General features: G+C 52.5%; 21 protein-coding genes, 1 tRNA gene and 1 riboswitch. Of the genes, 14 read left to right on the top strand and 8 right to left on the bottom strand.

Annotated elements, in window-relative coordinates; all coding sequences use genetic code 11:
* Nucleotides 1-26: 26 nt before the first annotated feature.
* Nucleotides 27-1,622 carry a malate synthase A gene (aceB, locus tag AACY98_RS12530; RefSeq protein WP_339805487.1) on the bottom strand — a complete coding sequence of 532 codons (1,596 nt, stop codon included), beginning with the start codon at nucleotides 1,620-1,622 and terminating at the stop codon, nucleotides 27-29.
* 488 nt (nucleotides 1,623-2,110) lie between these two features.
* Between aceB and AACY98_RS12525 the strand changes: the two genes are divergently transcribed.
* The 3 genes from AACY98_RS12525 (at nucleotide 2,111) to AACY98_RS12515 (ending at nucleotide 4,886) form a co-directional block, all read left to right on the top strand.
* Nucleotides 2,111-2,848, top strand: coding sequence for a lysozyme inhibitor LprI family protein (locus AACY98_RS12525; protein WP_339805485.1), 738 nt, complete (start codon nucleotides 2,111-2,113; stop codon nucleotides 2,846-2,848).
* A 724-nt stretch (nucleotides 2,849-3,572) separates the two neighbouring features.
* Complete coding sequence (locus AACY98_RS12520; RefSeq protein WP_339805483.1) at nucleotides 3,573-4,355, top strand: toxin-antitoxin system YwqK family antitoxin; 783 nt, start codon at nucleotides 3,573-3,575, stop codon at nucleotides 4,353-4,355.
* Between the two features lie 105 nt (nucleotides 4,356-4,460).
* A complete protein-coding gene (locus AACY98_RS12515) occupies nucleotides 4,461-4,886 on the top strand; it encodes a hypothetical protein (RefSeq protein WP_339805481.1) in 426 nt (141 codons plus the stop codon).
* Nucleotides 4,887-5,515: 629 nt separating this feature from the next.
* Here AACY98_RS12515 and AACY98_RS12510 read toward each other — a convergent pair.
* Nucleotides 5,516-5,591, bottom strand: a tRNA-Lys gene (locus AACY98_RS12510).
* Nucleotides 5,592-5,884: 293 nt separating this feature from the next.
* Nucleotides 5,885-6,063: riboswitch (FMN riboswitch) on the top strand.
* Between the two features lie 157 nt (nucleotides 6,064-6,220).
* Here AACY98_RS12510 and ribB point away from each other — a divergent pair.
* The 8 genes from ribB to AACY98_RS12470 all read left to right on the top strand — a co-directional run bounded on the left by ribB (nucleotide 6,221) and on the right by AACY98_RS12470 (nucleotide 13,513).
* Nucleotides 6,221-6,895 carry a 3,4-dihydroxy-2-butanone-4-phosphate synthase gene (gene ribB / locus AACY98_RS12505; RefSeq protein ID WP_126979020.1) on the top strand — a complete coding sequence of 225 codons (675 nt, stop codon included), beginning with the start codon at nucleotides 6,221-6,223 and terminating at the stop codon, nucleotides 6,893-6,895.
* A gap of 19 nt (nucleotides 6,896-6,914) precedes the next feature.
* Entirely contained in the window at nucleotides 6,915-7,370 is a 456-nt protein-coding gene (locus AACY98_RS12500) for a GNAT family N-acetyltransferase (protein WP_339805479.1), read from the top strand.
* Nucleotides 7,371-7,553: 183 nt separating this feature from the next.
* Nucleotides 7,554-8,156 (top strand): CDP-alcohol phosphatidyltransferase family protein, encoded by a 603-nt coding sequence (locus AACY98_RS12495; protein ID WP_339805477.1) that lies wholly within the window; start codon nucleotides 7,554-7,556, stop codon nucleotides 8,154-8,156.
* A 39-nt stretch (nucleotides 8,157-8,195) separates the two neighbouring features.
* Nucleotides 8,196-10,022 carry a bifunctional alpha/beta hydrolase/class I SAM-dependent methyltransferase gene (locus AACY98_RS12490; protein ID WP_339805475.1) on the top strand — a complete coding sequence of 609 codons (1,827 nt, stop codon included), beginning with the start codon at nucleotides 8,196-8,198 and terminating at the stop codon, nucleotides 10,020-10,022.
* Between the two features lie 30 nt (nucleotides 10,023-10,052).
* Nucleotides 10,053-11,459: a phosphatase PAP2/dual specificity phosphatase family protein gene (locus AACY98_RS12485; RefSeq protein WP_339805473.1), complete on the top strand. Its 1,407-nt coding sequence runs from the start codon at nucleotides 10,053-10,055 to the stop codon at nucleotides 11,457-11,459.
* Entirely contained in the window at nucleotides 11,456-11,920 is a 465-nt protein-coding gene (locus AACY98_RS12480; RefSeq protein ID WP_339805471.1) for a hypothetical protein, read from the top strand. The genes AACY98_RS12485 and AACY98_RS12480 overlap by 4 nt, the downstream gene beginning before the upstream one ends.
* A gap of 10 nt (nucleotides 11,921-11,930) precedes the next feature.
* On the top strand, nucleotides 11,931-12,569 hold the full coding sequence (locus tag AACY98_RS12475; RefSeq protein ID WP_126979030.1) for a lysophospholipid acyltransferase family protein: 639 nt from the start codon (nucleotides 11,931-11,933) through the stop codon (nucleotides 12,567-12,569).
* Between the two features lie 2 nt (nucleotides 12,570-12,571).
* Nucleotides 12,572-13,513: a phosphatidate cytidylyltransferase gene (locus AACY98_RS12470; RefSeq protein ID WP_423817571.1), complete on the top strand. Its 942-nt coding sequence runs from the start codon at nucleotides 12,572-12,574 to the stop codon at nucleotides 13,511-13,513.
* 88 nt (nucleotides 13,514-13,601) lie between these two features.
* On the opposite strand, the gene AACY98_RS12465 is transcribed toward AACY98_RS12470, so the two are convergent.
* The 4 genes from AACY98_RS12465 to hemC are packed head-to-tail and all read right to left on the bottom strand — an operon-like array spanning nucleotide 13,602 to nucleotide 18,067.
* A complete protein-coding gene (locus AACY98_RS12465) occupies nucleotides 13,602-14,864 on the bottom strand; it encodes a heme biosynthesis protein HemY (RefSeq protein WP_339805467.1) in 1,263 nt (420 codons plus the stop codon).
* Nucleotides 14,865-14,885: 21 nt separating this feature from the next.
* A complete protein-coding gene (locus AACY98_RS12460) occupies nucleotides 14,886-16,313 on the bottom strand; it encodes a uroporphyrinogen-III C-methyltransferase (RefSeq protein ID WP_339805465.1) in 1,428 nt (475 codons plus the stop codon).
* Nucleotides 16,310-17,059: a uroporphyrinogen-III synthase gene (locus AACY98_RS12455; protein ID WP_339805463.1), complete on the bottom strand. Its 750-nt coding sequence runs from the start codon at nucleotides 17,057-17,059 to the stop codon at nucleotides 16,310-16,312. Before AACY98_RS12455 ends, AACY98_RS12460 begins: the two co-directional genes overlap by 4 nt.
* Nucleotides 17,060-17,098: 39 nt before the next feature.
* Nucleotides 17,099-18,067, bottom strand: coding sequence for a hydroxymethylbilane synthase (hemC, locus tag AACY98_RS12450; RefSeq protein WP_339805461.1), 969 nt, complete (start codon nucleotides 18,065-18,067; stop codon nucleotides 17,099-17,101).
* A 317-nt stretch (nucleotides 18,068-18,384) separates the two neighbouring features.
* Here hemC and AACY98_RS12445 point away from each other — a divergent pair, with 317 nt between their 5' ends.
* Entirely contained in the window at nucleotides 18,385-19,317 is a 933-nt protein-coding gene (locus AACY98_RS12445; protein WP_339805459.1) for a septal ring lytic transglycosylase RlpA family protein, read from the top strand.
* A 19-nt stretch (nucleotides 19,318-19,336) separates the two neighbouring features.
* Here AACY98_RS12445 and AACY98_RS12440 read toward each other — a convergent pair whose 3' ends face one another.
* Nucleotides 19,337-20,110, bottom strand: coding sequence for a LytR/AlgR family response regulator transcription factor (locus tag AACY98_RS12440; protein ID WP_339805457.1), 774 nt, complete (start codon nucleotides 20,108-20,110; stop codon nucleotides 19,337-19,339).
* Nucleotides 20,107-21,171: a sensor histidine kinase gene (locus AACY98_RS12435; RefSeq protein WP_339805455.1), complete on the bottom strand. Its 1,065-nt coding sequence runs from the start codon at nucleotides 21,169-21,171 to the stop codon at nucleotides 20,107-20,109. The genes AACY98_RS12440 and AACY98_RS12435 overlap by 4 nt, the downstream gene beginning before the upstream one ends.
* A gap of 178 nt (nucleotides 21,172-21,349) precedes the next feature.
* On the opposite strand from AACY98_RS12435, the gene argH reads away from it, so the two are divergent.
* Both argH and AACY98_RS12425 read left to right on the top strand, forming a co-directional pair.
* Nucleotides 21,350-22,747 carry an argininosuccinate lyase gene (argH, locus tag AACY98_RS12430; RefSeq protein ID WP_339805453.1) on the top strand — a complete coding sequence of 466 codons (1,398 nt, stop codon included), beginning with the start codon at nucleotides 21,350-21,352 and terminating at the stop codon, nucleotides 22,745-22,747.
* Entirely contained in the window at nucleotides 22,719-23,177 is a 459-nt protein-coding gene (locus AACY98_RS12425) for a hypothetical protein (protein WP_339805451.1), read from the top strand. The genes argH and AACY98_RS12425 overlap by 29 nt, the downstream gene beginning before the upstream one ends.
* Nucleotides 23,178-23,210 lie beyond the last annotated feature (33 nt).

Raw genomic sequence — 23,210 nt, 5'->3', positions numbered from 1 at the left:
TCCTCTTATGTCATTTAAAAATAGGTTCAGTCCAGTAATTCGTAACCGGGCAAAGTCAGAAAATCTATCAGTTCATCCTGTGTGGTAATACGTTGCATCAGCTTGGCGGCTTCGGTAAAGCGTCCGCTGTTAAAGCGTGCTTCACCCAGCTCCTGCTTGACAACGTTGAACTCTTCTTCCAAAAGCCGGTTAAACAGTTCTTTGGTTACCTTTTGCCCGTCGCTGAGTGTTTTCTGGTGCCGTATCCACTGCCAGATGGAGGTGCGTGAAATTTCTGCCGTGGCAGCATCTTCCATCAAACCATAAATAGGTACACAGCCGTTGCCGCAAATCCAGGCTTCAATGTATTGCAGCGCCACGCGGATATTGGCACGCATACCGTTTTCAGTGCGTTCGCCCGGGCAGGGTTCCAGCAATTCATTGGCCGTAATGGCGGCATCTTGTTCGCGCATCACATCCAGTTGGTTTTGCCTGCTGCCCAGGGCTTTGTCAAATACAGCCATGACAGTGTCTGCCAAGCCGGGGTGCGCAACCCAGGTGCCGTCATGACCATTGTGTGCTTCCAGTTCTTTATCTGCCTGTACTTTCTGCAAAACAATTTCATTTTGCTGAGCGTCCTTGCTTGGAATGAAAGCCGCCATGCCCCCCATGGCAAATGCACCGCGCCGGTGACAGGTTTTAATCAGCAGACGCGAGTAAGCATTGAGGAATGGCTTATCCATGGTGACAGACTGGCGATCAGGTAAAACGCGGTCAGCATGGTTTTTCAGCGTTTTGATGTAGCTGAAAATATAGTCCCAGCGGCCACAGTTCAAACCGACAATGTGGTCGCGCATGTGGTAGAGGATTTCATCCATCTGAAATACCGCAGGCAGCGTTTCAATCAGCACAGTGGCTTTAATGGTGCCACGCGGCAGGTTAAAGCTGTCTTCCGTAAAGCTGAACACTTCGCTCCACCAGGCTGCTTCCTGATATGCCTGCAGTTTAGGCAAATAGAAATAAGGGCCGCTGCCGTTTTTCAGCAGTTGCTGATAGTTATGGTAAAAGTACAGGGCAAAGTCAAACAGCGCACCAGGAATGGGCTTGCCTTCCCACAGTACGTGCTTTTCAGGCAGGTGCAGCCCGCGTACGCGGCAGATCAGTACCGCCGGGTCGGCTTTCAGTTGATACAGTTTGCCGTTCTCGTTGGTGTAGGAGATGGTTCTGTTGACTGCATCATGCAGGTTGATCTGGCCTTCAATCACTTTTTTCCATGACGGAGCCAGAGAGTCCTCAAAGTCGGCCATGAACACTTTGACATTGGCGTTGAGCGCGTTAATGACCATTTTGCGTTCGACCGGGCCGGTGATTTCAACCCGGCGGTCCAGCAGATCAGCAGGAATCCCGCGAATCTTCCACTCCTGTTTCTTGATGGATTGTGTGACTGCAAGAAAGTCAGGCAGTTTGCCATTGTCAATCTCTTTTTGGATGACTGTGCGCTGGGCTAACAGTGCATTGCGCTGCGATGTGAAACGGGTGACCAGTTCTGACAAAAAGTTTTGTGCTTCTACGGTCAGAATCTGCTTTTCCTGCGCGCCAAATTTCTGCGTAAACTCCAAACCGGTTTCCACGACTGCTTGCATACTCACTCTCCTCTTTGATATGGCATTGCGCTGAAGTTGTGCTTTACTTTGCTTTTCCTGAGTCTGAACGCATCAGATACTTTCGGGATACACAACGGAAAGCGACATTGATTTTAAATGAAAATAAAAACGGTTTCCAAAAATGTGAAATTTCGGCAAAATATAGCACTTTTTTGCATTGCAATGCAAATCAATATAAAACAGTTGGGATTAGATGATGGTAGATTAAGGGTAGTTATAAAAATCAGTTTTCAAGTTGTTTTTTATTATCTATCTAATTGAATTTAAATGATTTTTATCTGATTAAAGTTTTGGGCTACTGCATTGTGAGGCTGTTATTTTTTATGTTGCATAGCAAAAACATTAGGGTTTTCCTTAGAAAATGTTTTTTATTGTGAAATGAAAAGATTGCGTTTGAATGTTAAAAATAATTTCCAAAAATATTTTGTAAAATGAAAAAAACACAATAAAAGAAGCGATTTGGGCATGTGCTGCTGTTGCCATGCAAAATCAGAAACTTAAAATGCGGGTACAGGCAAGCGCTTAATTTGCAAAAGAAAGAGGCGATGCCGACAAATTTTTTCAGCAAAGGATATCTGATGCCAGCACGCATGCTTCGTCTATTTTGTGTTTTATGGCTTGTGGCGCCTGCTGCAGTTTATGCAGTGAGCTTTGACTGCAACAAGTTCAATACAGGGGTCTACCAAATCATATGTAGCTCTGGAAAATTGTCCCGCCTGGATGACCAGTTGTCTGCGCAATACCAGCGGATCAGGGCAAAGCACGGTAATCCTCCCGAATTAAAAGAGATGGTGCGTCTGGCTTTTATGTTTCGTGATACGTGTACAACAGAAGAGTGTCTAGTGTCCTGGTATGAGGTTTATATTGAGCTTTATAACCAAATTGAGCAGGGTACCAGCATTAAAGCAGCCAGTCAGGTGATAGAAGATATGGTTTTGCGCTATGCACAGGAGAATACGGCATATCTTGAGCCGGTTGATGCGGATCGCAAGATTTCTCCCACACGTGAAAATATCAGCCATTATTGTGATATGACAGTCAAAGTCATGGTTGCATCAGCAGCAGATGCTGCTTCTACAAACCGGCGACGGATTCCGCTGATTTACGGTCCTGAGGTTGATATTGAACTGTATAAAAAAATACTTGATATAGACCGGGCGGCGTATCTGCGCATGCAACAAAACATGCCGTCCAGCATTGTCTAGGCTATGCAGGAAGACTGGAGAACAGCCCAATATGTATTGGAGAAGAGCCTTTTACAGGAGTGTCTGGCAAGTCCCCGAGACGTTATCTTTTTTTATGACAAGATTTTCAGGCATTGATACCGTCGCACATTTGCCCAGCGATATAGCAACCACCAGTCCATTGGAAAGGTGGTTTTTTTATTGAGCGATCACAGAGGTGGTGATTGATTCCATGATAGGAATGCAACGCACAACACTTCACACAAATTTCATTGTTTTTTCACACGGCTCCCCATAATACGAAGCATAGAGTAATGAAGTTGGCTGCTCTACCGAAAACTATTTTGAGTGCTTTATTTCATGACGTGTTTGAAGGGGCAAGGTATGAAGCTGGATCAAGAGTTACAGGACTACCTCGATAAAAATAATCTGACAGTTGATGTGATAGGTTTCAGGCCAGCAGTGTTTGACAGAGAGGGCAATGTCATCTGTATGGGGGGGACTGTGCATACAGCAGTCAGAAAAGCTATCTGGCTCAGCAGTATATGCCCTCACTATTATGCATGCGAGCGCAAAGGGCCGGTCTCTGAACCCCGAAGCTGATGCATGCATTTGACTTTGTTTTGCTGCGAGCGTAAGAGTTCAGGCAATAAAGCAGAAATTGTGGCCTAGCAATTTTTAATATACCGGTGAGCGTTGTTGCCATCAATGTCTTTAAAATGGACAGTGCCTGACGCAGGCAACTGTGGTCGATTGGTCGCTGATGTATCTTGCAGGGGATGCTGGACAGGTCAGAGCAGATATGGCCTGGGTTATGTCGGTATGTAAACGATCATCAGCACTTATCCCGAATACAAGAGGAAGCCAAAGGCAACAGGCACGGCTTATTGGTAGACAAGAGTCCCGTCCTGTCGTGGGAATGGAGGAAAAATCAGTGAAAAAAATATTAACAATATTGTTTTGTGTTTTTGTGATAACTGGATGCAGCAACGATCCATATAAGATCGATTCTGTAGCTACAGCAAATGCGCCATGGGAGAAAGGTGAGTTTATTGTCAATGGCTTTTGCTCACAGGCAGCCATTGGCTGGTGTGTCAGAGTATTTTTAGGTATAACGACTGACGGTAAAGTGCTGGTGCAGGATTTTTACACAAAAATAGCAGATCGAATGGAGCTTGCGAAGGTGTATGACCCACGCACGGAAGAAATAGAAGCTAAGTTCACAGATCCGTTTACGATGATGTCCATTGACGATGCACAGATGAACCTTTTCTATGTAGATGATGGAAAAGATGGCGTGTATCGGTCTTATGATCGTGATGGTGAGGTTGATAAAGAGGGGGCTTTCCGAAACGGCATAAAGCATGGCCATTGGACCGAGTATCTGCCAAATGGTGAGATTTCAAGTGGCAACTATGTTCAAGGGAAGAAACATGGAGTATGGGTTTGCAAAAGCGAGGATGGTTCGTGGTATGAAGAGACTTTTGAGCATGGAAAATTGATCAACTTTCGAGAGTTCAGTAAATAGCAAAGTTTTTAGCGATACACAAACCGCCTCTCGAGGCGGTTTTTTCGTTCACATAAACCACCGTTTGGCTGTGATCATAGAGTCCCATTTCTGATAGGAGCAGGTATGAAAAATTTAACACAAAAAATTACGGTTGCAGTAACACTGGCATTGGGGTTAACGGGTATTGCAGCGGCACAGAGCGCGTCTGGCTACCAGTTTCACATGGATCTTGAGGGGCAATCCCGGGTTGGGTCTCCTAATGAGCTGTGTTCGATTGTGGTGGATGGACTCAACCAGCAAGGTCTTGGGATAAGGGTGTATGAATTGGTTGTGGGCAATAATTACAATTATGTGGTGCGTTACGCTGGAGACTATGAGAATCAAGGGTATTTGCACTGTACTTATAAGACATGGCGTCCACAATATTATCCAACTGAACCGGCCGAAATTATTGGACCAGGAGGGAGCTTCGGGAAAGCTTTTTGTGAGATGGGCGTTCTGAAGGTAGGCGCAAACATTGCCTGTTACCCAGGAGACGCAAACAACTAACGGTTTGTTCATCTAATAATTTGGCAGTCGCCTACGATCAAGTAGGCGGCTTTTTATTGGGCAAAAAACACAGAGCAAGAAATCCCCAACCTATTCAAGACAGTTCAGGGGGTTATGTTCAGGTAACCGAAGTGTCAGCCACAGGCGTGGGAGGTTTTCTATTGATTTTTATGCAAGACGATGTGACTCGAGGGCTCGGAGCGTTGCATCAGGGAGTTAGGGCAACAAGTGGGAGAATAAAAAGAGCTCGCAGGAAGGGAACACCAGCGAGCCCAATATACGGTGAATAATAGTTATAAATGCATGTTAAGTGGAAGGCAACTTAAACATGTATATAAATTGTATCTTAAAAGAGGGTTTTTGCAATAAACACCATTAAACCTCTTGGTCATACTGCTGCTGCCGAAGAATGCAAGGCAGGGCATGAACAAGAATCATTGTCCTTCTGTCGTGTCTGACGGATGCACAGAGAAATACCCAGAAGTTGCAAGAACGGCTGAAGAAAGTAGAGCAGAGAGTTAGCGTGCGTGGAGGAGCTGATGATGCACTCAGGAAGCAATCATATTCCCATGGTAGGAATATGAAACAAAAAAGGCCAGCCCTAGATAAAGCTAACCTATTGTTTTTATTGGTGGGTCGTGAGCGACTCGAACGCTCGACCGACGGATTAAGAGTCCGCTGCTCTACCAACTGAGCTAACGACCCACAGTGCGATTTCATCTTAAGCAGATAATTATAACGCATCGCTAAAAAAGCCCGCAAGCCTCTTTTTAAAGAAGCTGTGCATGTATGAGGGCACATACGGGCCAACACTCCGCAGGTATGGCAGAGGCAGCGGCTGCGGAAAGTGTATTTTGTGTGTATCCTGATACATTGAGCCCGTGAGAGTGGCTATCTCTGATGCAGCTTTATGTCAGGCACAATGAAACACCTGCTGGCAAAAGTATTTTGCATATGACGCAACAGTATTGCCGGGAAAACCGGTATACAATACATGCATACGTCTTCAGGGCGGGGTGAAAATCCCCACCGGCGGTAGATGGTGTTATGCACCATAAGCCCGCGAGCGCTCAGTTGAGGGAATTCAGACATATTTTCTGCATTGCTTCGCTGGGGTCCAGCAGATCTGGTCAGATGCCAGAGCCGACGGTTATAGTCCGGATGAAAGAAGAAGAGTGGTATCTGCGTACATGCATTGCAGGCGGCTTTGACCGAGCTTGGCTTGTCATTGATGGAGCAGACCGCAGATGCGCTAGTGATTAGTGCGTTGTATATCTCGTTCGTCTGCCAGCCCCGAAGCGTTCATCGTCCATTGTTTTTACGAAGAGCGTTTCATGTCTACAGCTACTATTACTTCTACCTCAGCCAAAACTGTTCTGCCTACGTCTGATGACCAGGCGGTTATGCGGGTTGAAAAAGCGCTGCATGCTTTTCAGCAGGGTAAGCTGATCGTTGTGCAGGATGATGAAGACCGGGAGAACGAGGCGGATCTGATCGGATCGGCCGAAAAAATAAGCGTTACCAGCATGGCGACCATGATTCGCGATGGCAGTGGTATTGTGTGCCTGTGTTTGCCTGCGGCTGATGCAAAAATGCTGGGGCTACGCCAGATGGTGGAACATAATGAGAGCCGCAATGGCACGGCATTTACGGTCAGTATTGAAGCCCGCGACGGGGTCAGTACAGGCGTGAGTGCGGTGGATCGGGTCACCACCATCCGTGCGGCCCTGGCTTCTACCGCAGAAGACAACCGCATTGTCAGCCCCGGGCATGTATTTCCGCTGGCGGCGCGCGATGGTGGTGTGCTGGAGCGGCGCGGGCATACCGAGTCTGCGGTTGATCTGGCCCGCCTGGCAGGGTTGCGCCCGGCCGGGGTGTTGTGTGAACTGATGAACCCCGACGGCACAATGACCCGTGGTGCCCAAGTGGTGGAGTACGCCCGCAAGAATGATCTGGCGGTGATTACCGTGCAGGATCTGGTGACTTACCGGCAGCGCATGGGGTGCTGATTTTCGGGCGATGGCTGCAATGGCGGATCGTCACGTTGGAGTTGCTAGCATACGGCCCATGGCGCTGGCCGATTATGATGCGGTGCTGCACCTCATGCAGCATATGCCGGGTGTGGTTGTCCGTGAGGCAGATTCGCGCGAAGGCATTACTCGCTACCTGCAGCGTAACCCTGGGTTGAGTTTTGTTGCTGTTGCTGCTAACCGGATTGTCGGCTGTGCCATGTGTGGGCATGACGGCCGGCGGGGCTATTTGCAGCATGTATTGGTGCTGCCTGATTACCGTCAGCAGGGCATTGCGCGCAAGCTGGTGCAACATTGTCTGGACGGGTTGACCCGGCAAGGCATTTATAAATGCCATCTGGATGTTTTGGCAGACAACCTGGCAGCCCAAGGTTATTGGGCCCATCTGGGGTGGAGAGCGCGCACAGATATCAGGCGCTATTCTTTCATTATGCAAGGTGGGGAAAACAGCTGACCTCACGCTGTGTTTTCCGGGCATTTCCTCAAAAACAGTACCGCTTGTATTGTCTGCTGATACAAGCGGTACTGTTATCTGCTACTTTGTGATTTTCGTATTTATTTCCCCAAGGCTTCAGTAGAATGTGCTCATGAAAAACCGTGGCTGTTGTATGCGCAGGCATTCAGAGGATTAAAAGACATGATCACCATTTACCAGTTAAAACCCCGTTTTCAGGCTTTATTGCGGCCATTGGCAACACGTTTGGCCGATAAAGGCGTCACAGCCAATGCCGTGACGCTGTGCGCCGCAGCAATTTCTGTTGCCCTGGGGCTGTTGCTGTATTTTCTGCCGTATCGTTTTCTGTTTTTATTACTGCCTTTATGGATGTTTGTACGCATGGCGTTCAATGCCATTGACGGGATGCTGGCACGTGAATTCGGGCAGAAGTCGGTGTTAGGGGCTTATCTGAACGAGCTGACCGATGTGGTTTCCGATGCGGCGCTGTATCTGCCGTTTGTCATGGTGGCGCCGTTTGGCTGGGGCAGTGTCGGGCTGGTGATTTTTCTGAGTGTGGTGTCAGAGATGGCTGGCGCATTGGGGCCGATGGTGGGAGCGTCGCGCGCATATAACGGCCCCATGGGTAAAAGCGATAGGGCATTTGTATTTGGTGCGCTGGGGTTGTGGTTTGCCGTTGCAGGTTCTTTGCCCTCCTGGGCATTCTGGATCATGCCGCTGGTTGCATTGGCAATTGCCATCAATATCGTGAATCGTGTGCGCAGCGGTTTGGCTTGCGCCAAATAAGCAGCATGCATGACAACCAGAACAACACAGGAGAATAACATGAGCAGTTCAGCAGTTTCCTTGAATTCAGAAGGTGTGCTTGCAGAGGCAGAAGATGCTTCACTGCAGTTGCAGCAGCGTCCTGTGCAGTGCGCACATTTTGCAACCCATGATGGCGTGGACTTGTTTTACCGCCACTGGCCAGCCACTGAACCACGGCGTGGTTGTGTGGTGATGTTTCACCGCGGGCATGAGCATTCGGGGCGTATGGCGCATCTGGTGGCTGAGTTAAATATGCCCGACTTTGATTTTTTTGCCTGGGATGCACGTGGGCACGGCAATTCTCCCGGCGTGCGTGGCGATGCCCCGAGCTTTGGTGCTTCGGTACGCGATGTGCAAACGTTTATCGACCATATTCATCAGGCGTATGGGATTGCCTGCCAGGATATGGTGGTACTGGCCCAAAGTGTCGGTGCCGTGTATGTGAGCACATGGGCGCACGATTATGCGCCAAAGATCCGCTGTCTGGTACTGGCTTCGCCAGCATTCAAGGTGAAGCTGTATGTGCCATTGGCCCGGCCGGCGCTGAAACTGTGGCATAAGGTCAAAGGCAACTTTTTTGTCAACAGCTATGTCAAGGCGAAATACCTGACGCATGATAAAGCGCGGCAGCAGTCTTATGACACGGACCCGCTTATTACCAGAGCCATTTCAGCCCGTATTTTGCTGGGGCTGTATGAGGCCGGTGAACGTGTGGTGCAGGATGCCAATGCCATTACAGTGCCGACACAGTTGCTGATTTCGGGCAATGACTGGGTGGTGCACCACAAACCGCAACACCAGTTTTTTGACCGGCTGGGCAGTTCCGTCAAAGAAAAGCATGTGCTGGATGGTTTTTTCCACGATACGCTGGGCGAAAAAAACCGGCACGTCGCAATAGATAAAGTGCGTACGTTTATTTTGCACCAGTTTGACAACCCGGCTGAAACAGTCCACCTGTTAAATGCACACCGGCAGGGCGCCACTTATGCTGAAGCCCAGGTGCTGGCGCGGCCGCTTTCGCTGCTCAGTCCCAAAGGGTTTTATTGGACCGCTTACCGGGCCAACATGAAGCTGGGGCGTTTTCTTTCCAAAGGGGTTCGTATCGGGCATGAAACGGGTTTTGACTCGGGCAGCACGCTGGATTATGTATACCAGAATCAGCCTACAGGCAGCGGCCCGCTGGGCCGGTTGATTGACCGTTATTACCTCAATGCCATTGGCTGGCGTGGTATCCGGCAGCGCAAGGTCCATATCGAGGAGCTGCTGCGCAAGGCATTATCCATGCTGGCGGGTGACGGCAAGCCGTTGCGGGTGCTGGATATTGCAGCCGGCCATGGGCGCTATGTGCTGGAAGCATTGACACAGTCAGCACAGCAACCCGAATCAATTGTGCTGCGTGATTTCAGCGAGTTGAATGTGCGGCAAGGGCAGCAACTGATTCAAGACAAGGGGCTGGCGCATATAGCACGGTTTGAAAAAGGAGACGCTTTTGACCGCAGCAGCGTTGCTGCAGTAACACCGGCGCCTACGGTGGGGATTGTCTCTGGCCTTTACGAGCTGTTTGCCGACAATGATATGGTCAGCCGATCTTTGGCTGGCATGGCGGATGCTATTGAACCGGGAGGCTATCTGATCTATACCGGGCAGCCCTGGCACCCGCAACTGGAGATGATTGCGCGTGCATTAACGAGCCACCGTGATGGTGTGGCATGGGTCATGCGCCGCCGTGTTCAGGCCGAAATGGATCAACTGGTTGAAGCTGCGGGGTTTGAAAAAATTGAGCAGCGCATAGATGAGTGGGGCATTTTCACGGTGTCGCTGGCGCGCAGACGGAAGTCTGTTTAAAGTGGCATGGAAAACATCAGAGTTTGACAGATGAAAAGAGCAACTTCTCCAGATCATGCGGCACGCTATGTCACTGACGCTCCTGCTGCGCATGTGGGGACGCGATCCTCTGCCATTCAGTGGCGGCGCAGTCTTGCTTGGCTGCTGTTTCTGGGGCCTTTTTTCTTTTTGAGTTACGGCTTTGCCAATTATTGGGCACAGCAGCATGAAGTCTCCCGGGTTATGGTATTTGCCTGGGAAGTGCATATTCCCTTTTGGGCGTGGAGCATCATTCCCTACTGGTCAATTGACTTGCTTTACGGCTTGTCTTTTCTGCTGTGCCGCAGCCCTAAAGCGGTGGATCGCCACGCACTGCGTTTGCTGAGCGTGCAGATCATTTCTGTGACGTGTTTTTTATTGTTTCCATTGCGGTTCAGCTTTGAGCGGCCGGTAACGGATGGCGTATTTGGTGCATTGTTTGATGTGCTGATGAGCTTTGACCGGCCTTATAACCAGGCGCCTTCGCTGCATATTGGCCTGCTGATGGTGATCTGGTACCAGTTCGCTTTGCACGCACGCGGCATCTGGCGCTGGATTGTGCACGCCTGGGCGCTGCTGATCGGCCTTTCTGTGCTGACCACCTACCAGCACCATTTCATTGATGTACCAACCGGCGCACTGGTGGGGCTGTTGTGTATATGGCTGTGGCCGGAGCAGGGGCGCTCCCCTCTAAGCGGCTGGCGCTGGCAACGTACAGCCATGCACTGGCGGTTGGCATTAATCTATGCGCTCAGCGGTTTGCTGGTTGCCGCTATGGGGGGGGTGCTGGGCGGTGTGTGGCTGTGGGGCTTGTGGATTGCCGTTTCTTTATGGATGCTGGCACTGATTTATATCGGCCCGGGTGTACATGGTTTTCAGAAACGGCACGGCGTTCACAGCATGGCACTGACCGTGCTGATGTGGCCGTGCCTGCTTGGGTTGTGGCTGAACTCACGCGGCTGGACGCGCCGCCATCCACAACCCGATCATATCAGTGGGCAAGTGTGGCTGGGGCGTATTCCTACGCGAAAAGACATACGCCGCTATGAGGTGAATGCGTTGTACGACCTGACGGCAGAGATGCGGGCGCCACGCGGTGCCGGGCAGACATATGTGTACAAGGGACAGCCTTGCATGGATTTGATTGCACCGCAACCCCATGAGCTGTTGCGTGCCGCGCAGGACATTGACCATCTGCATTCTCGGGGCTACCGGGTACTGGTTTGCTGTGCGCTGGGTTATTCCCGCAGTGCCAGTTGTGTGGCGGCCTGGCTGCTTTGGAGCGGGCAGGCGGCAGGTGTTGAAGAAGCATTGGCAAAAGTGCAACAGCACCGCGCGCGTACAATGATCAGCCCAAGGCACTGGCAGGCGCTTGAAGCAAGCTGGCGTATGATGCAAAAAGAAACGGCTGCACCATGAACCATGAACATTTGCCCGCATCGCAGGAACAGTTGCTGGCCCGGATGGTTGTGATCGTAGGCACTTTGCGCACCGGGGGCTTGCTGTGGGTGGTCAGTCTGGCGCTGGTACTGGCAGCCCTGGTGGTATTGATTGCAGGGCCGCAGGTATTTTCATGGCAGGGCTGGCTGGCGCTTTCCAGTCTGATTGCAGCGGCCATGCAGTTTTATTATGCGGCGAGGGTCCGTTTTGATGCGTATGTGTTCTCTCAGTGGCTGCATCAGTGGCAAATATCCGGCCAGGCCAACCCTGAGGCAACAATGGCGGCATTTGACGCGGCGGTCTGCCGGCAGTCATTACCGGTACGGGGATTACATAACCGGTGGCAGGGGGCATTGCGCCTTTTATATTGCCAAGGAATCTGCTTGGCTGTGCAAACAGCGCTGCTGATGTCATCTATACTAGCAGGTTACTTCATGTAGTTTTTAATTTATGGCTTTTGAACGACTGGTTGGTGCAACCATCTGTGGTTTTGTCAAACTGATAACCGGTGCGCGGGTGATCTGGCAGGACAACGCACCCGAAGAGCGACAGCGTATTTATTTTGCCAATCACCGCAGCCACGCTGATATCGTGCTGCTGTGGTCGGCATTGCCGCCGGCGATTCGTTACCGTTCCCGTCCGGTGGCGGGCGCAGACTACTGGCAAACCAACAAATTCAAACAGTATCTGGCCGGGCAGGTTTTCCAGAGCGTGCTGATTGACCGTAACCGCTCGGAAACTTCGCCCAATCCGGTTGAACAGATGGTTACCGCGCTCAGCGAAGGATCTTCCCTCATTATCTTTCCGGAAGGCACGCGCAATCTGGATGAAGGGGTTAAACCGTTTAAAAGCGGGATTTACCATCTGGCCAAAGCGCATCCGGAAGTAGAACTGGTTCCCGTATGGCTGGAAAACATGGGGCGTGTCATGCCCAAAGGTGAAATTGTGCCGGTGCCGTTGATTTGCACACTGATTTTTGGCCCGGCCATGCACTTGCAGCCGCAGGAAACCAAAGAGGAGTTCTTGGAGCGTGCCAGAAATGCATTGCTGAATCTGCAGCCTTCCAAGGAGAAGGAGGAGGAGTTATGAGCATGACGTCTGCAGAAGCGCTGCGCATTGTCTTTGCCGGCCTGTTTGTGGCGCTGGTCTTTTTCAGTCTGGTGGGTCGGGTGCTCAAGTGGCGTTTTGCCGCGCACAAGCCGCATACCGTGATTGATAATCTGAATACCCGCATTCAGGCCTGGTGGGCCATGATCATTTTCATCGGCATTGCCATCTGGATTGGCAAGCTGGGTCTGCTGGTTTTATTCGGATTTATATCGTTTCAGTGTCTGCGTGAGTATATTTCTGTCACCAAAACGCGCATTGCAGACCACCATGCACTGGTCTGGTGCTTTTATTTCTTCCTGCCGCTGCAATACATTCTCATTGGGCTTGACTGGTATGGGCTGTTCAGCATTCTGATTCCGGTGTATGCGTTTTTGCTGCTGCCCATCTCTGCGGCGCTGAAAGAAGATACCAAGCAGTTCTTGTCGCGTGCAGCACAGGTGCAGTGGGGGCTGATGATCTGCGTGTACTGCCTGTCTTATGTGCCGGCACTGATGTCGCTGCAAATTCCGGGATATGAGGGTGCCAATGCGCTGCTGATTGTCTTTTTGATTCTGACGGTACAGTCCAGCGATGTATTTCAGTATATCTGGGGCAAGCTGCTTGGGCGGCATAAACTCTCGCCGCAGATCTCTCCATCCAAAACACTTGAAGGACTGATTGGCGGTGTGGCCAGTTCCACCCTGATGGGGGCGGCGATGTGGTGGATCACACCATTTTCAATGTGGCAGGCGGCGTTGATTGCGCTGGCCATTAACCTCATGGGATTTTTTGGCGGGTTTGTGCTGTCTGCGATCAAACGCGACCGCGGTGTGAAAGACTGGGGCAATATGATCGAAGGGCACGGCGGTATGTTGGACCGTGTGGATTCAATCAGTTTTTCGGCACCGATTTTCTTTCATCTGATCCGCTATTTCTGGGCTTGATGCTGCGGTTTAAATCCTAAGCAAGAATGTGATTGCAAAAAAAAGAAGGCATCTGACAGATGCCTTCTTTTTTGTGATACCAATGACATTACGCATTAAAAAGCAGTGCGGCTTCTTTATAGTACGCAGCAGCTTTTTCTGCCTCGTTGCTATCTTCTGCCATTTTTGCCAGTGCCAGTAAAGCGCGCTGGCGCAGTGCGGCCGACAGTTGTTCATTTCGCACAATCTGGTCCAGCAGCATCTGCGCGCGCCCCAGAATCTGGTGCTGTTCGCAGACGCGGCCTGCCAGATAGGTCAGCATCGGATCTTCCGGTGCCTGGTTGTGCGTTTGCTCAATGCGTTTGAGCCAGCTTTCATCGGCACCGGACATGGCCAGATCCAGCGTTATCAGCAATGGGGTGCGGATATTTTCCGGCAGGGTATTGATGTCACTCCAGCATGTGGCAATCAGGCTGCATGCGGTTGCGGCATCATGGTACTGGGCATATTTCCATGCGGCATGTGCAATCACTGCGGGCAGTTTGCGTTCTTTGGCATCCAGTTTTTCCCACAGGTCTTTCAACTGCGGCAGATCTGTGGCGGAGTCCAGTACCTGGGATGCCAGGTCGCTGATGATCTGTTCTGCTTTCTGCGGCTCATAGGCTTTGTGCTTGATCAGCATTCTGGCCGTATGCAGCGCTGCCAAAGGAGCGCCTTCCATGCGGTCAATCTTGAGTTGCATTTGCAGTGTGGCAATGCGGCGCGCCACACCCGGATCAAGCTTGCCGATGGCAGCACGGGCTGCCTGAGGTTCACGGTTTTCAATCAGCCATTGTGCCTGTTGCAGGCGGACACCATCAGGTGCGTCGCTCAGCCTGGATTTTTCAGCCAGTTTTAAAGCCAGGTTCATTTGTTCGGTGTAGGTTTCTTTGTCTTTCAGGCGGTTGGCACCAGCTGCGGCCATCAGGTGGGCAACAACGCCAAACTCAACCGTGCCGTCAATTTTTTCACGACGCGAGCGGTTTTTTTCATATGCCTTGATGGCCTTGTTGGCGCTTTTCACGGTGCGTGAATAGCGGCCTGCCAGGTACTGCAAAATGGCTTCATTGAGCTCTGTGTTGCCATGGCGTTCGCGCCTGAGGTCACGCCAGCGGCGTGTGGCACTGGGCAGGTTCAGCAGGTTGGCCAGCAGCCGGGCCAGGAGATAGCCTGCAACCAGTATCAGAATTGCCGCAATGACAAAAAAGTTAAAGCTGATCTGGTAGCTGTTTTCTTTCATGTAGAACACAACAGAGTACTGGTTTTCTACACCAAACAGGGCAGCCAGCGTTGCGGCTGCAAAAATCATTAAAAGCCAGATAACCCAACGCATGTTTTTTTACTCCTGTGCTTTTTAATGACGGGTATCAATGGTTGCCAATACGCCCAGAGTGGCTTCGGGCTGGGGCAGTGGCGCACTTTGCATCCCTGACTGCAGGGCTTTCAGACGGCCCAGAATATCCTGCACGGCTCTGGAGTTGGGGTTGTAATAGCGTGTGATGACATCCTGAAGGTCCTGCAGTTCACTTTGCGCCAATGCAAACTGGCGTTGCAGTACGGAAATACGCAGGTTCAGCAAACGCAGTTTGACGTTTTCACGCAGGATCGCGCCTTGCTCTGGTGACAAAAGGGTGGCATCGGGGTTGTTGATGGGCCTGACAACAACCAGGCCGCTCAGCTCGTCCCATACGGCAGAGCCCAGTTGTGCAGATTTGGCGGTGGTCCATTGCCATGATTTCTGCCAGAAGCTGGGCTCAAGTGCCGGGGCCGCTGGTGTTTCATTGGCAGCAGGAGCTTGCGGTGCTGGGGCTGTATCCGTATCCGTCTGTGCAACAGTGTTATCTGGTTGGGCCGGCACGGCTTGCTGCTCAACGACTGGCGCTGATGCTGGCGGTGTATCCAGTGGCGGCGGATCAATCATCAGCGGCATCGTATCGACTTTGCGGATCAGCTCGCTGATCTGTGTTGACAGCAAGACAGGGTCAGGCACCGGCGCATTGCGGATGGTTTCCATATCGCGTGCAATGGCCTGGCGCAACGGGGACTGCACTGACTGGTTATCCTGCAGCAGCCGGTCATCGATGGCCTTCAGGGTAATCAGCAAAGGCTCCACGCTGCCGGTCAGTTGTGTTTGCAGTTGCGCTGACTGAACCGCTGTGCGCAGGTCTGCAGACAGCGTTTCGGTTTTGGCGTTGTTAATGTACTGAATCAACGAGTCAATGCGGTTGCTTTGCTCACTCAGGCTGTCCAGTTGTGCGCTGGCATGTGCCAGTTTGCCGCTGACAGAGTTGGACATGTCCAGCGACTGCTGCGCCAGCACTTTGGCTGCTTCTGCGGCGCTGCTGCTGCCCTGCTGGCTGAACTGGAGCTGTTGCTCCATTTGCCCCATGCGTTGCCACACCATCACGGCGCAAACCGATGCGCCAGCAGCCAGAATTAACGATGCAATGGCCAGCGCACCTGCCCATGAAAATGGGTGTTTGGGTGCTGATCCTGCATGCATTGCCGGAGCAGGTGGCGTTGCCGGGGGAATGCTGCCGTGCACGGGACGGCTTGCCTCGTGCTGTGGCGCAGCAGCAGGCTTGGGCGTTTCTTTCACGGGTGTCTGGGGTGTTTGTTTCGCCGGTGCTGCGTCGGCAGCAGACGGTGTTTGCGCTGGGGCCCCTGATGTTGGAGCGGCCTCAGTGCTTTTGTCTGTTTTTTTGTTCTCTTGAACCGGTTTATGATCCGTAGATTCTTGAGACACTGGCTGATCAGAGGTATTGGGTGATGTTGGTTTCATACAACGGATTTTACTGAATCTACAAGAGAGAGAAGGTCTGGTCGGGTACAAACCACATGACCGAAACCGGCTTTATGCGCTGCCTGAGCAATGCGTTGATGTGTCACTATAGCAGTAGTTTGTGCCCAGTCATAGTCAGGAAGGTATTCTATGGCTTCTGAACTGCTGAATACCCAGCAGGAATTGCGCGCATCGTGGCTGCCTAGCCACAACAGGTCGTCAGCCGAAAATACAGGGGCGCAACGCTGGTATACCGCCAGGCATTGAACCTGGGCACCGGCATGTTGCAACTGGTGCATCAGCCAGTTACGCTCTGGCCGGTTGCCTGCGCTGCGGCCCCGTACCAGCAACACCTGTGTACCACTCCAGTGGCGGTCAGCAATTTGTTGCCATAGATGTTCCGTATCTTCCGGCTGATTTTCTGCGGGCTGGTCAATCAAATGTGCCGCAACGCCAGATGCCGCCAGTGCTTTGGTGGTACCGTTACCGGTGGCACCGGCACGCAGGTGAGAGGGCCAATGGCTGTGCTGAGTGCCTTTAAAAAAGTAATGGACTGCATTGGCGCTGACAAACATGACCCATGTGTATTGGTCGATCTGAGCCCATGCATGATGCAATGGCTGGTTATCGGCAACAGCCTGGATAGACAGCAAGGGAATGTGTCTGACAGAGAAGCCGTGCTGCTGCAACCCCTCGATCCAGGGCTGGGCCTGGTGGAGCGGGCGGGTCACAATGACGGTTTTCATGGCGCGCTTTCCTCCAAAGCTTCAAAGGCAAACTTGCGCTCAGGCGCTGGTGGCCGGGGCAATCTGGGCGCCCTGTGCAACCAGATCGGAGGCGGCCTGTTGCCCCAAAGCTTCTGCCTGTTGCAGCACAATGGCCGGCGGGGTTTGGGGAGCCAGCTGGAGCAACTGGGTGCTGCGGATTAAAGGTATTTTCCCGTGAATGTCGCCCCAGGCAGCATCCAGCCGTATCTGGGCGGGCTGGTGCCATGTTGCATGTGCGGCCAGCGGTACGCTGCAATTGCCGCCCAGCGCACGGGAGACGGCGCGTTCTGCGGTGCAGGTTACCAACGCATGAGGGTCGTTGAGCTGCTCGATGATTTTGATCAGTTCCGGTTGAGACTGGTGCATTTCAATACCCAATGCGCCTTGCCCGGCGGAGGGAATCATCTGCTGCACATCAAAAACCGAGCGAATGCGTTCTTCAAGCTGCAAGCGTTTTAAGCCGGCAACGGCCAGCACAATGGCGTCGTACGCACCATCGTCAAGTTTGCGTAACCGGGTGTCCAGATTACCGCGCAGCATAACGATCTGAAGATCGGGGCGCATGGCGTGCAGCAGAACCTGCCGGCGCAGGCTGGATGTGCCGACTGTGGCACCTGCGGGCAGTTCATCCAAACTGGCGTATTTGTGGGAAACGAATGCATCGCGCGGGTCCTCCCGCCGGGGAATGGCGGCCAGCACAAAACCTTCAGGCAAAGCCATGGGTACATCCTTGAGCGAATGCACAGCCAGATGGGCCTGGCCTTGCATCAGGGCTGCTTCCAGCTCTTTGACAAAAATGCCTTTGCCGCCAACCTGCGACAGCGCTCGGTCAAGTACCCGGTCGCCCTGGGTTGTCATGCCGAGCAGCCCGACCTGGAAATGAAAGCGCTGGCGCAGCGTTTCGGCAATTTGTTCTGATTGCGCCAGTGCAAGCCGTGACTCACGTGTTGCAATGAGGAGTGAAGAGGGTGTTGCTGACGGTTCCATGGGCGGGCTGAACAGGTATAAAACAATGAATTGAGGTGGGCAATACAAGGAGAAAAGTGCTTGCTGTGCGCACAGTTCTTTTGTTGCAGTGCCGCTGCTGCCATTATAAGCGGGCTCGCCGGAATTGCTGATCTGCAAGGGTATCCAAAATGCTTGGTGATTGTGCTGTAGGTCAGTAACGGCTGGGTCTGAAAAGATGCGTGTAAAACCGAATGCAACAGCTACGCATTAAGGGTGCTGTTTCATGAGAGATCATCGAGGTGTTGTAGAATGACCCTTAGCCAGAACGTATGATGGGTCCAGGAGTAATTCACACGATGAGCATGAATACAGCCAGCAGTCAATGTTTCCCGCATTTGTCTTTACCAGTGGAAGTGCGGGCAAAACGGTTAAGACATCTTGCCTGGATTGTGTTGCTGATGCTGCTGGTTCTGTCCATATCGGGCTGTTCCATTTTCAAAAGCTCATCTTCAGGTGGCGGTTATTACCAGAATGATGGGCCAGGAGACCCTTCACAACTGGACCCTGACAAGCTGCAGGATGCCGTTCCCCGCGTGGAGCCGCTGATGTCCGGGCCGAATAAACCCTATACCGTTTTAGGCCAGCGATATGTGCCTGATACCCGCGAAATTCCGTTCACGCAACGCGGCATGGCAAGCTGGTATGGCAAGCAGTTTCACGGACGGCCCACGTCCAGCGGTGAAAAATACAACATGTATGAGATGACGGCCGCACACACCACTTTGCCGATACCTTGTTATGTACGGGTGACCAATGTGGCCAATGGCCGCTCTGTCATCGTGCGCGTGAATGACCGGGGGCCTTTCCATCAAAGCCGTATCATAGACCTGAGTTATGCGGCGGCCTATAAGCTTGGCTATGTGAACAAGGGAACGGCGGAGGTGATTGTCGAGCGCATCATGCCCGCAGACATTGCTGCCGGTCGGGTGTCGAGTTCAGGCAGCAGTACATCAGGCAGTACGGTGTCGTCAGGTGCTTCATCGGATGTGCTGGCTGGCGGGTACTTTGTGCAAATTGGCGCATACGGTTCGCAGACCAGTGCGCAATCGCTGGTCAGCAGACTCGGGTCGCAGGACCGCAGCATCGGCAGCAATTTGCGTGTAACGCACGATGGGCGTTACTACCGGGTTTATGCGGGGCCTTACCGGACATCGACTGAAGCGCAGGTGGCTGCCCGTGCGGTTGAAACACTGGTGGGGGTGCAGCCCCTGGTGCTGAACCGCCCTTGATAGTCTGAATATGCAATGATCAGCTCTGGTGCAGCAGGGTTTTAACCTGAGACAACTGCCGCCGGGATACGGGGATGCACGCATTCAGCCCGCGTACTTTGATGCCCCAGCCTTCCGGGGACGTGTCATCTGCCGCTAACCGTATCAGGCCTTCGATGGCATGTTTGGGAACCAGATAGGCGCGGTGCACACGAATCACCAGTTCTGCAAACTGTTCTTCCAGGGTCTGAAGAGAGTTTTCAATCAGATAGTTGTCGTTTTGGGTCACCACTTTGACGTATTTGCTGTCTGCCTGAAAATACAGCACAGAGCTTAAAGGAATGCGGGAAATGTGCTGATACCCGGCGATCACCAGAACCGGCTCTTCAACTGGAGAGGGCTCAGTCACAGCCTGTTGTTGCAGCCGGACCCGCTCGTACACCCGTTGCAGAGCCTGTTCAAGGCGCTCTACAGAAACGGGTTTGGTCAAGTAGTCAAATGCGGCCAGATCAAAGGCCTGCAGCGCATGGCTGGAATCTGCCGTGACAAAAATAACCGCGGTTCCCGGGTGGAGCGACTGGCACTGTTTGGCAAATTCCAGCCCGTTGGTGCCGGGCATATGGATGTCCAGCAAAATGACATGGCATTCATTTTGCTGCAACCACTGGGTGGCCAGTGCTGCGGAGGCAGCCTCAGCAATGGTTACCGGCAAATGGCATTTGCCCAGTTGCATACGCAGCCAGTGCCTGGCCAGAGGCTCGTCATCGACGATGAGAATGTTCAGTGCAGGAGAGACAGGTTGGGTGTCGGTCATGATGTTGGAACTTCGACGCTGGTGATAAACCAATGCTTGCCAGAGGCGTCTGTCAGTGCTCTGGTTTTGAGAACGCCTTCAAAATCATGCATCAGCGATAAACGGGCACGCAAATTAGCCAGTGCCATACCGTGGCCGGCGGTCGGGTGGCGGGCCTGCTCTTCAGGGGAGGGTACCGTGTTGGCTACCCTTAGAGCAACTTTCCCCAGGCGGCGCCGGATTTTTACTTTGATGAAGCCGGTTGTATCGGCCGGCTCTATGCCGTGCCGTACGGCATTTTCTAAAATAGGCTGCAGGCTGAGCGCGGGGATCATGGCATTCAGTGTGGCATCGTCGACTTTCCATTGCACATGCATCCGGTTGCCCAGGCGAACCGATTCAATCGAAAGGTAGCTTTTCGCCAGATCAATTTCTTGCTGTACGGTAGCGCTGCTGCTGTCCCCCGACTCAAGTGCGGCACGAAACAGGATAGACAGGTTTTGCAGCACGGCTTCTGCTGCATCAGGGTCCAGGCGCACCAGAGCCATGGCAGAGTTCAGGGTATTAAACAGAAAGTGGGGGCGGATGCGTGCTTGCAGTTCCAGCAGTTTGGCTTCTGTGGCAGCGGGTTTCTGGCCTTTTTTATGCCAGTAAAACCATTCGGTGATGATTGCTGCCGTCAGGCCGCCCCACACGGCTGCAGGCCAGTGCCAGTAGGATATGCTGAAAAAGGCTGTTGTGTCTTTGGTATACAGGTTGGTAAATCCGGCACAAACACCTGCACTGGCTGCCGCCAGAATAATGAGCCAAATGCGCCGTGCCTGCTCGGCTTTTTCGGAGACGATCCATGAGCTGGCAACCCATGGTATCTGAAAAATACACACCATCATTAAAATCAGCAGCAGCCATATCAGAGCCGCTGGCGGAACCCACAGCATAAAGGGGAACATGCCGTTGATCCAGGATAGAAAGTCGTTCGCATGCCAGAAGCCCGCTACCATGATGAGCACAATCACGGTCAGCAGAACACGCAGAATGCCGGACGGCTTGATCAATTGGGCATAAACGTCGTTATCGGACATGCAGGGTTTTCCTTGGGAACATGTTGACCATATTGTGCCAGTCTGGTCAGCAGTGTATCAATCATGAGACAATCATAGCCTACGTCAGGCAGCATGCATACAAATTGTCTACAGAAAGCAGCAGTTTGTGGCGTGCCCCAGCGGTTAACCCTATTTGACAGTTATCCATATCAGTACCATGTCTACCAACCAATTAGATCAAAAGTCCCAAGCCTGGTCAGCCCTGTTTTCAGAACCTGTGAGCGACCTGGTGAAACGCTATACCGCCAGTGTGTTTTTCGACAAGCGCATGTGGCAGGCCGATATTGCCGGCTCGCTGGCGCATGCTGAAATGCTGGCAGCACAAAAAATCATCAGCCAGTCGGACTGGGATGATATCCGGCGCGGTATGACACAGATCCGGCAGGAAATCGAATCAGGCGCTTTTGAGTGGAAGCTGGAGCTGGAGGACGTGCACCTGAACATTGAGGCGCGGCTGACACATCTGGTCGGAGATGCCGGCAAGCGTTTACATACAGGGCGCAGCCGCAATGACCAGGTGGCTACCGATATCCGGTTGTGGTTGCGTGACGAAATCGACCTGGTTTCCGGGCTGCTGCGTCAACTGCAACTGGCCCTGCTGGATATTGCAGCACGCCATGCGGATGTGATTCTGCCCGGCTTTACCCACTTGCAGGTGGCCCAGCCGGTGACGTTTGGCCACCATATGCTGGCGTATGTGGAAATGTTTTCACGCGATGCTGAGCGCATGCAGGAAGTGCGCCGCCGGGTCAACCGGCTGCCTCTGGGGTCTGCTGCGCTGGCCGGAACCAGTTACCCGCTGGACCGGGAGCGTGTGGCCCGTACGCTGGATATGGATGGCGTATGCAACAACAGCCTGGATGCCGTCAGCGACCGCGATTTCGCAATGGAATTTGCCGCTGCTGCTTCCATCCTGATGGTGCATGTGAGCCGTTTGTCTGAAGAACTCATTATCTGGATGAACCAGTCTTTTGGTTTTATCGATATTGCCGACCGTTTTTGCACCGGCTCCTCTATCATGCCGCAAAAGAAAAACCCCGATGTGCCGGAACTGGCACGCGGCAAAACCGGGCGTGTTGTGGGGCATCTGATGGGGTTGCTGACTTTGATGAAGGGGCAGCCGCTGGCGTACAACCATGACAATCAGGAAGATAAAGAACCACTGTTTGATGCTGTGGATACCGTGAAAGATACTCTGCGTATTTTTGTTGATCTGGTAGGCGGCATCACGGTTAAGGCCGAGGCGATGGAAAAGGCCGCCCTGAAAGGCTATGCCACAGCCACCGATCTGGCTGACTATCTGGTGAAAAAAGGACTGCCGTTCAGAGATGCACATGAAACAGTTGCCAAAGCGGTGCGCTATGCCATTGGTAAAGGTGTGGATCTGAGCGAACTGCCGCTGGATGTGCTGCAGGAGTTTCACCCTGATATTGCGCAGGACGTTTACAGTGTGCTGACATTACAGGGGTCGGTTGAGTCGCGTCAGACGCTTGGCGGAACGGCACCGGAACAGGTGCGCTACCAGATTGAGCGCCATCGCACACGCCTGGCCTGAACCTGTCAGGACGTATCTGGACGCCATGAATGCTGAGTGCCTGAACCATACACTTTGTCAGGCACGCCGTCATGTGGAATGTGCCTGGCAGGAGCCAGCACAGTGGACGCAGCATTTACAGGCAGCCCGTGATCTGTTGCAGTTGCTCATGAAAAAAACGGGCTCATCCAATACGGTATCCAATACCGTTGTGCTGACCTGTCTGGGGGCCGTGTACTGTGATATGGGGGAGTTTGAACCGGCATATCAGTACCTGAGCCGTGCCATTGAAGCGGGTGCAACAGATCGGAATACTTACTTTAATCTGGCCGTGGCGTGCATTAATCAGGAGGCCAGGCGCTCCCAGGCACAGGTGTTGTTTGCGAAAGCCGGGCAATTGTCACCTGATGCCCGAACCTGGGAAGCGTACTTCGACCCGCATGCGCATTGAGCCTAAAGGCAGATATCCATTACGCCGTTCCGG

The sequence above is a fragment of the Saezia sanguinis genome, assembly GCF_963921665.1.
GTDB classification, from domain to species: Bacteria; Pseudomonadota; Gammaproteobacteria; order Burkholderiales; family Burkholderiaceae_C; genus Saezia; species Saezia sanguinis.
The sequence above is the reverse complement of the archived record's forward strand: the minus strand, read 5'-3'. Positions and strand labels throughout refer to the sequence as shown.

What these genes read in the sequence shown, in the direction of transcription:
- aceB (WP_339805487.1), bottom strand. Translation starts at nt 1,622, where the DNA reads ATGCAAGCAGTCGTGGAAACCGGTTTGGAGTTTACGCAGAAATTTGGC.
- AACY98_RS12515 (WP_339805481.1), top strand. Translation starts at nt 4,461, where the DNA reads ATGAAAAATTTAACACAAAAAATTACGGTTGCAGTAACACTGGCATTG.
- ribB (WP_126979020.1), top strand. Translation starts at nt 6,221, where the DNA reads ATGTCTACAGCTACTATTACTTCTACCTCAGCCAAAACTGTTCTGCCT.
- AACY98_RS12500 (WP_339805479.1), top strand. Translation starts at nt 6,915, where the DNA reads ATGGCGGATCGTCACGTTGGAGTTGCTAGCATACGGCCCATGGCGCTG.
- AACY98_RS12495 (WP_339805477.1), top strand. Translation starts at nt 7,554, where the DNA reads ATGATCACCATTTACCAGTTAAAACCCCGTTTTCAGGCTTTATTGCGG.
- AACY98_RS12490 (WP_339805475.1), top strand. Translation starts at nt 8,196, where the DNA reads ATGAGCAGTTCAGCAGTTTCCTTGAATTCAGAAGGTGTGCTTGCAGAG.
- AACY98_RS12485 (WP_339805473.1), top strand. Translation starts at nt 10,053, where the DNA reads ATGAAAAGAGCAACTTCTCCAGATCATGCGGCACGCTATGTCACTGAC.
- AACY98_RS12480 (WP_339805471.1), top strand. Translation starts at nt 11,456, where the DNA reads ATGAACCATGAACATTTGCCCGCATCGCAGGAACAGTTGCTGGCCCGG.
- AACY98_RS12475 (WP_126979030.1), top strand. Translation starts at nt 11,931, where the DNA reads ATGGCTTTTGAACGACTGGTTGGTGCAACCATCTGTGGTTTTGTCAAA.
- AACY98_RS12470 (WP_423817571.1), top strand. Translation starts at nt 12,572, where the DNA reads ATGACGTCTGCAGAAGCGCTGCGCATTGTCTTTGCCGGCCTGTTTGTG.
- AACY98_RS12465 (WP_339805467.1), bottom strand. Translation starts at nt 14,864, where the DNA reads ATGCGTTGGGTTATCTGGCTTTTAATGATTTTTGCAGCCGCAACGCTG.
- AACY98_RS12460 (WP_339805465.1), bottom strand. Translation starts at nt 16,313, where the DNA reads ATGAAACCAACATCACCCAATACCTCTGATCAGCCAGTGTCTCAAGAA.
- AACY98_RS12455 (WP_339805463.1), bottom strand. Translation starts at nt 17,059, where the DNA reads ATGAAAACCGTCATTGTGACCCGCCCGCTCCACCAGGCCCAGCCCTGG.
- hemC (WP_339805461.1), bottom strand. Translation starts at nt 18,067, where the DNA reads ATGGAACCGTCAGCAACACCCTCTTCACTCCTCATTGCAACACGTGAG.
- AACY98_RS12445 (WP_339805459.1), top strand. Translation starts at nt 18,385, where the DNA reads ATGAGCATGAATACAGCCAGCAGTCAATGTTTCCCGCATTTGTCTTTA.
- AACY98_RS12440 (WP_339805457.1), bottom strand. Translation starts at nt 20,110, where the DNA reads ATGACCGACACCCAACCTGTCTCTCCTGCACTGAACATTCTCATCGTC.
- AACY98_RS12435 (WP_339805455.1), bottom strand. Translation starts at nt 21,171, where the DNA reads ATGTCCGATAACGACGTTTATGCCCAATTGATCAAGCCGTCCGGCATT.
- argH (WP_339805453.1), top strand. Translation starts at nt 21,350, where the DNA reads ATGTCTACCAACCAATTAGATCAAAAGTCCCAAGCCTGGTCAGCCCTG.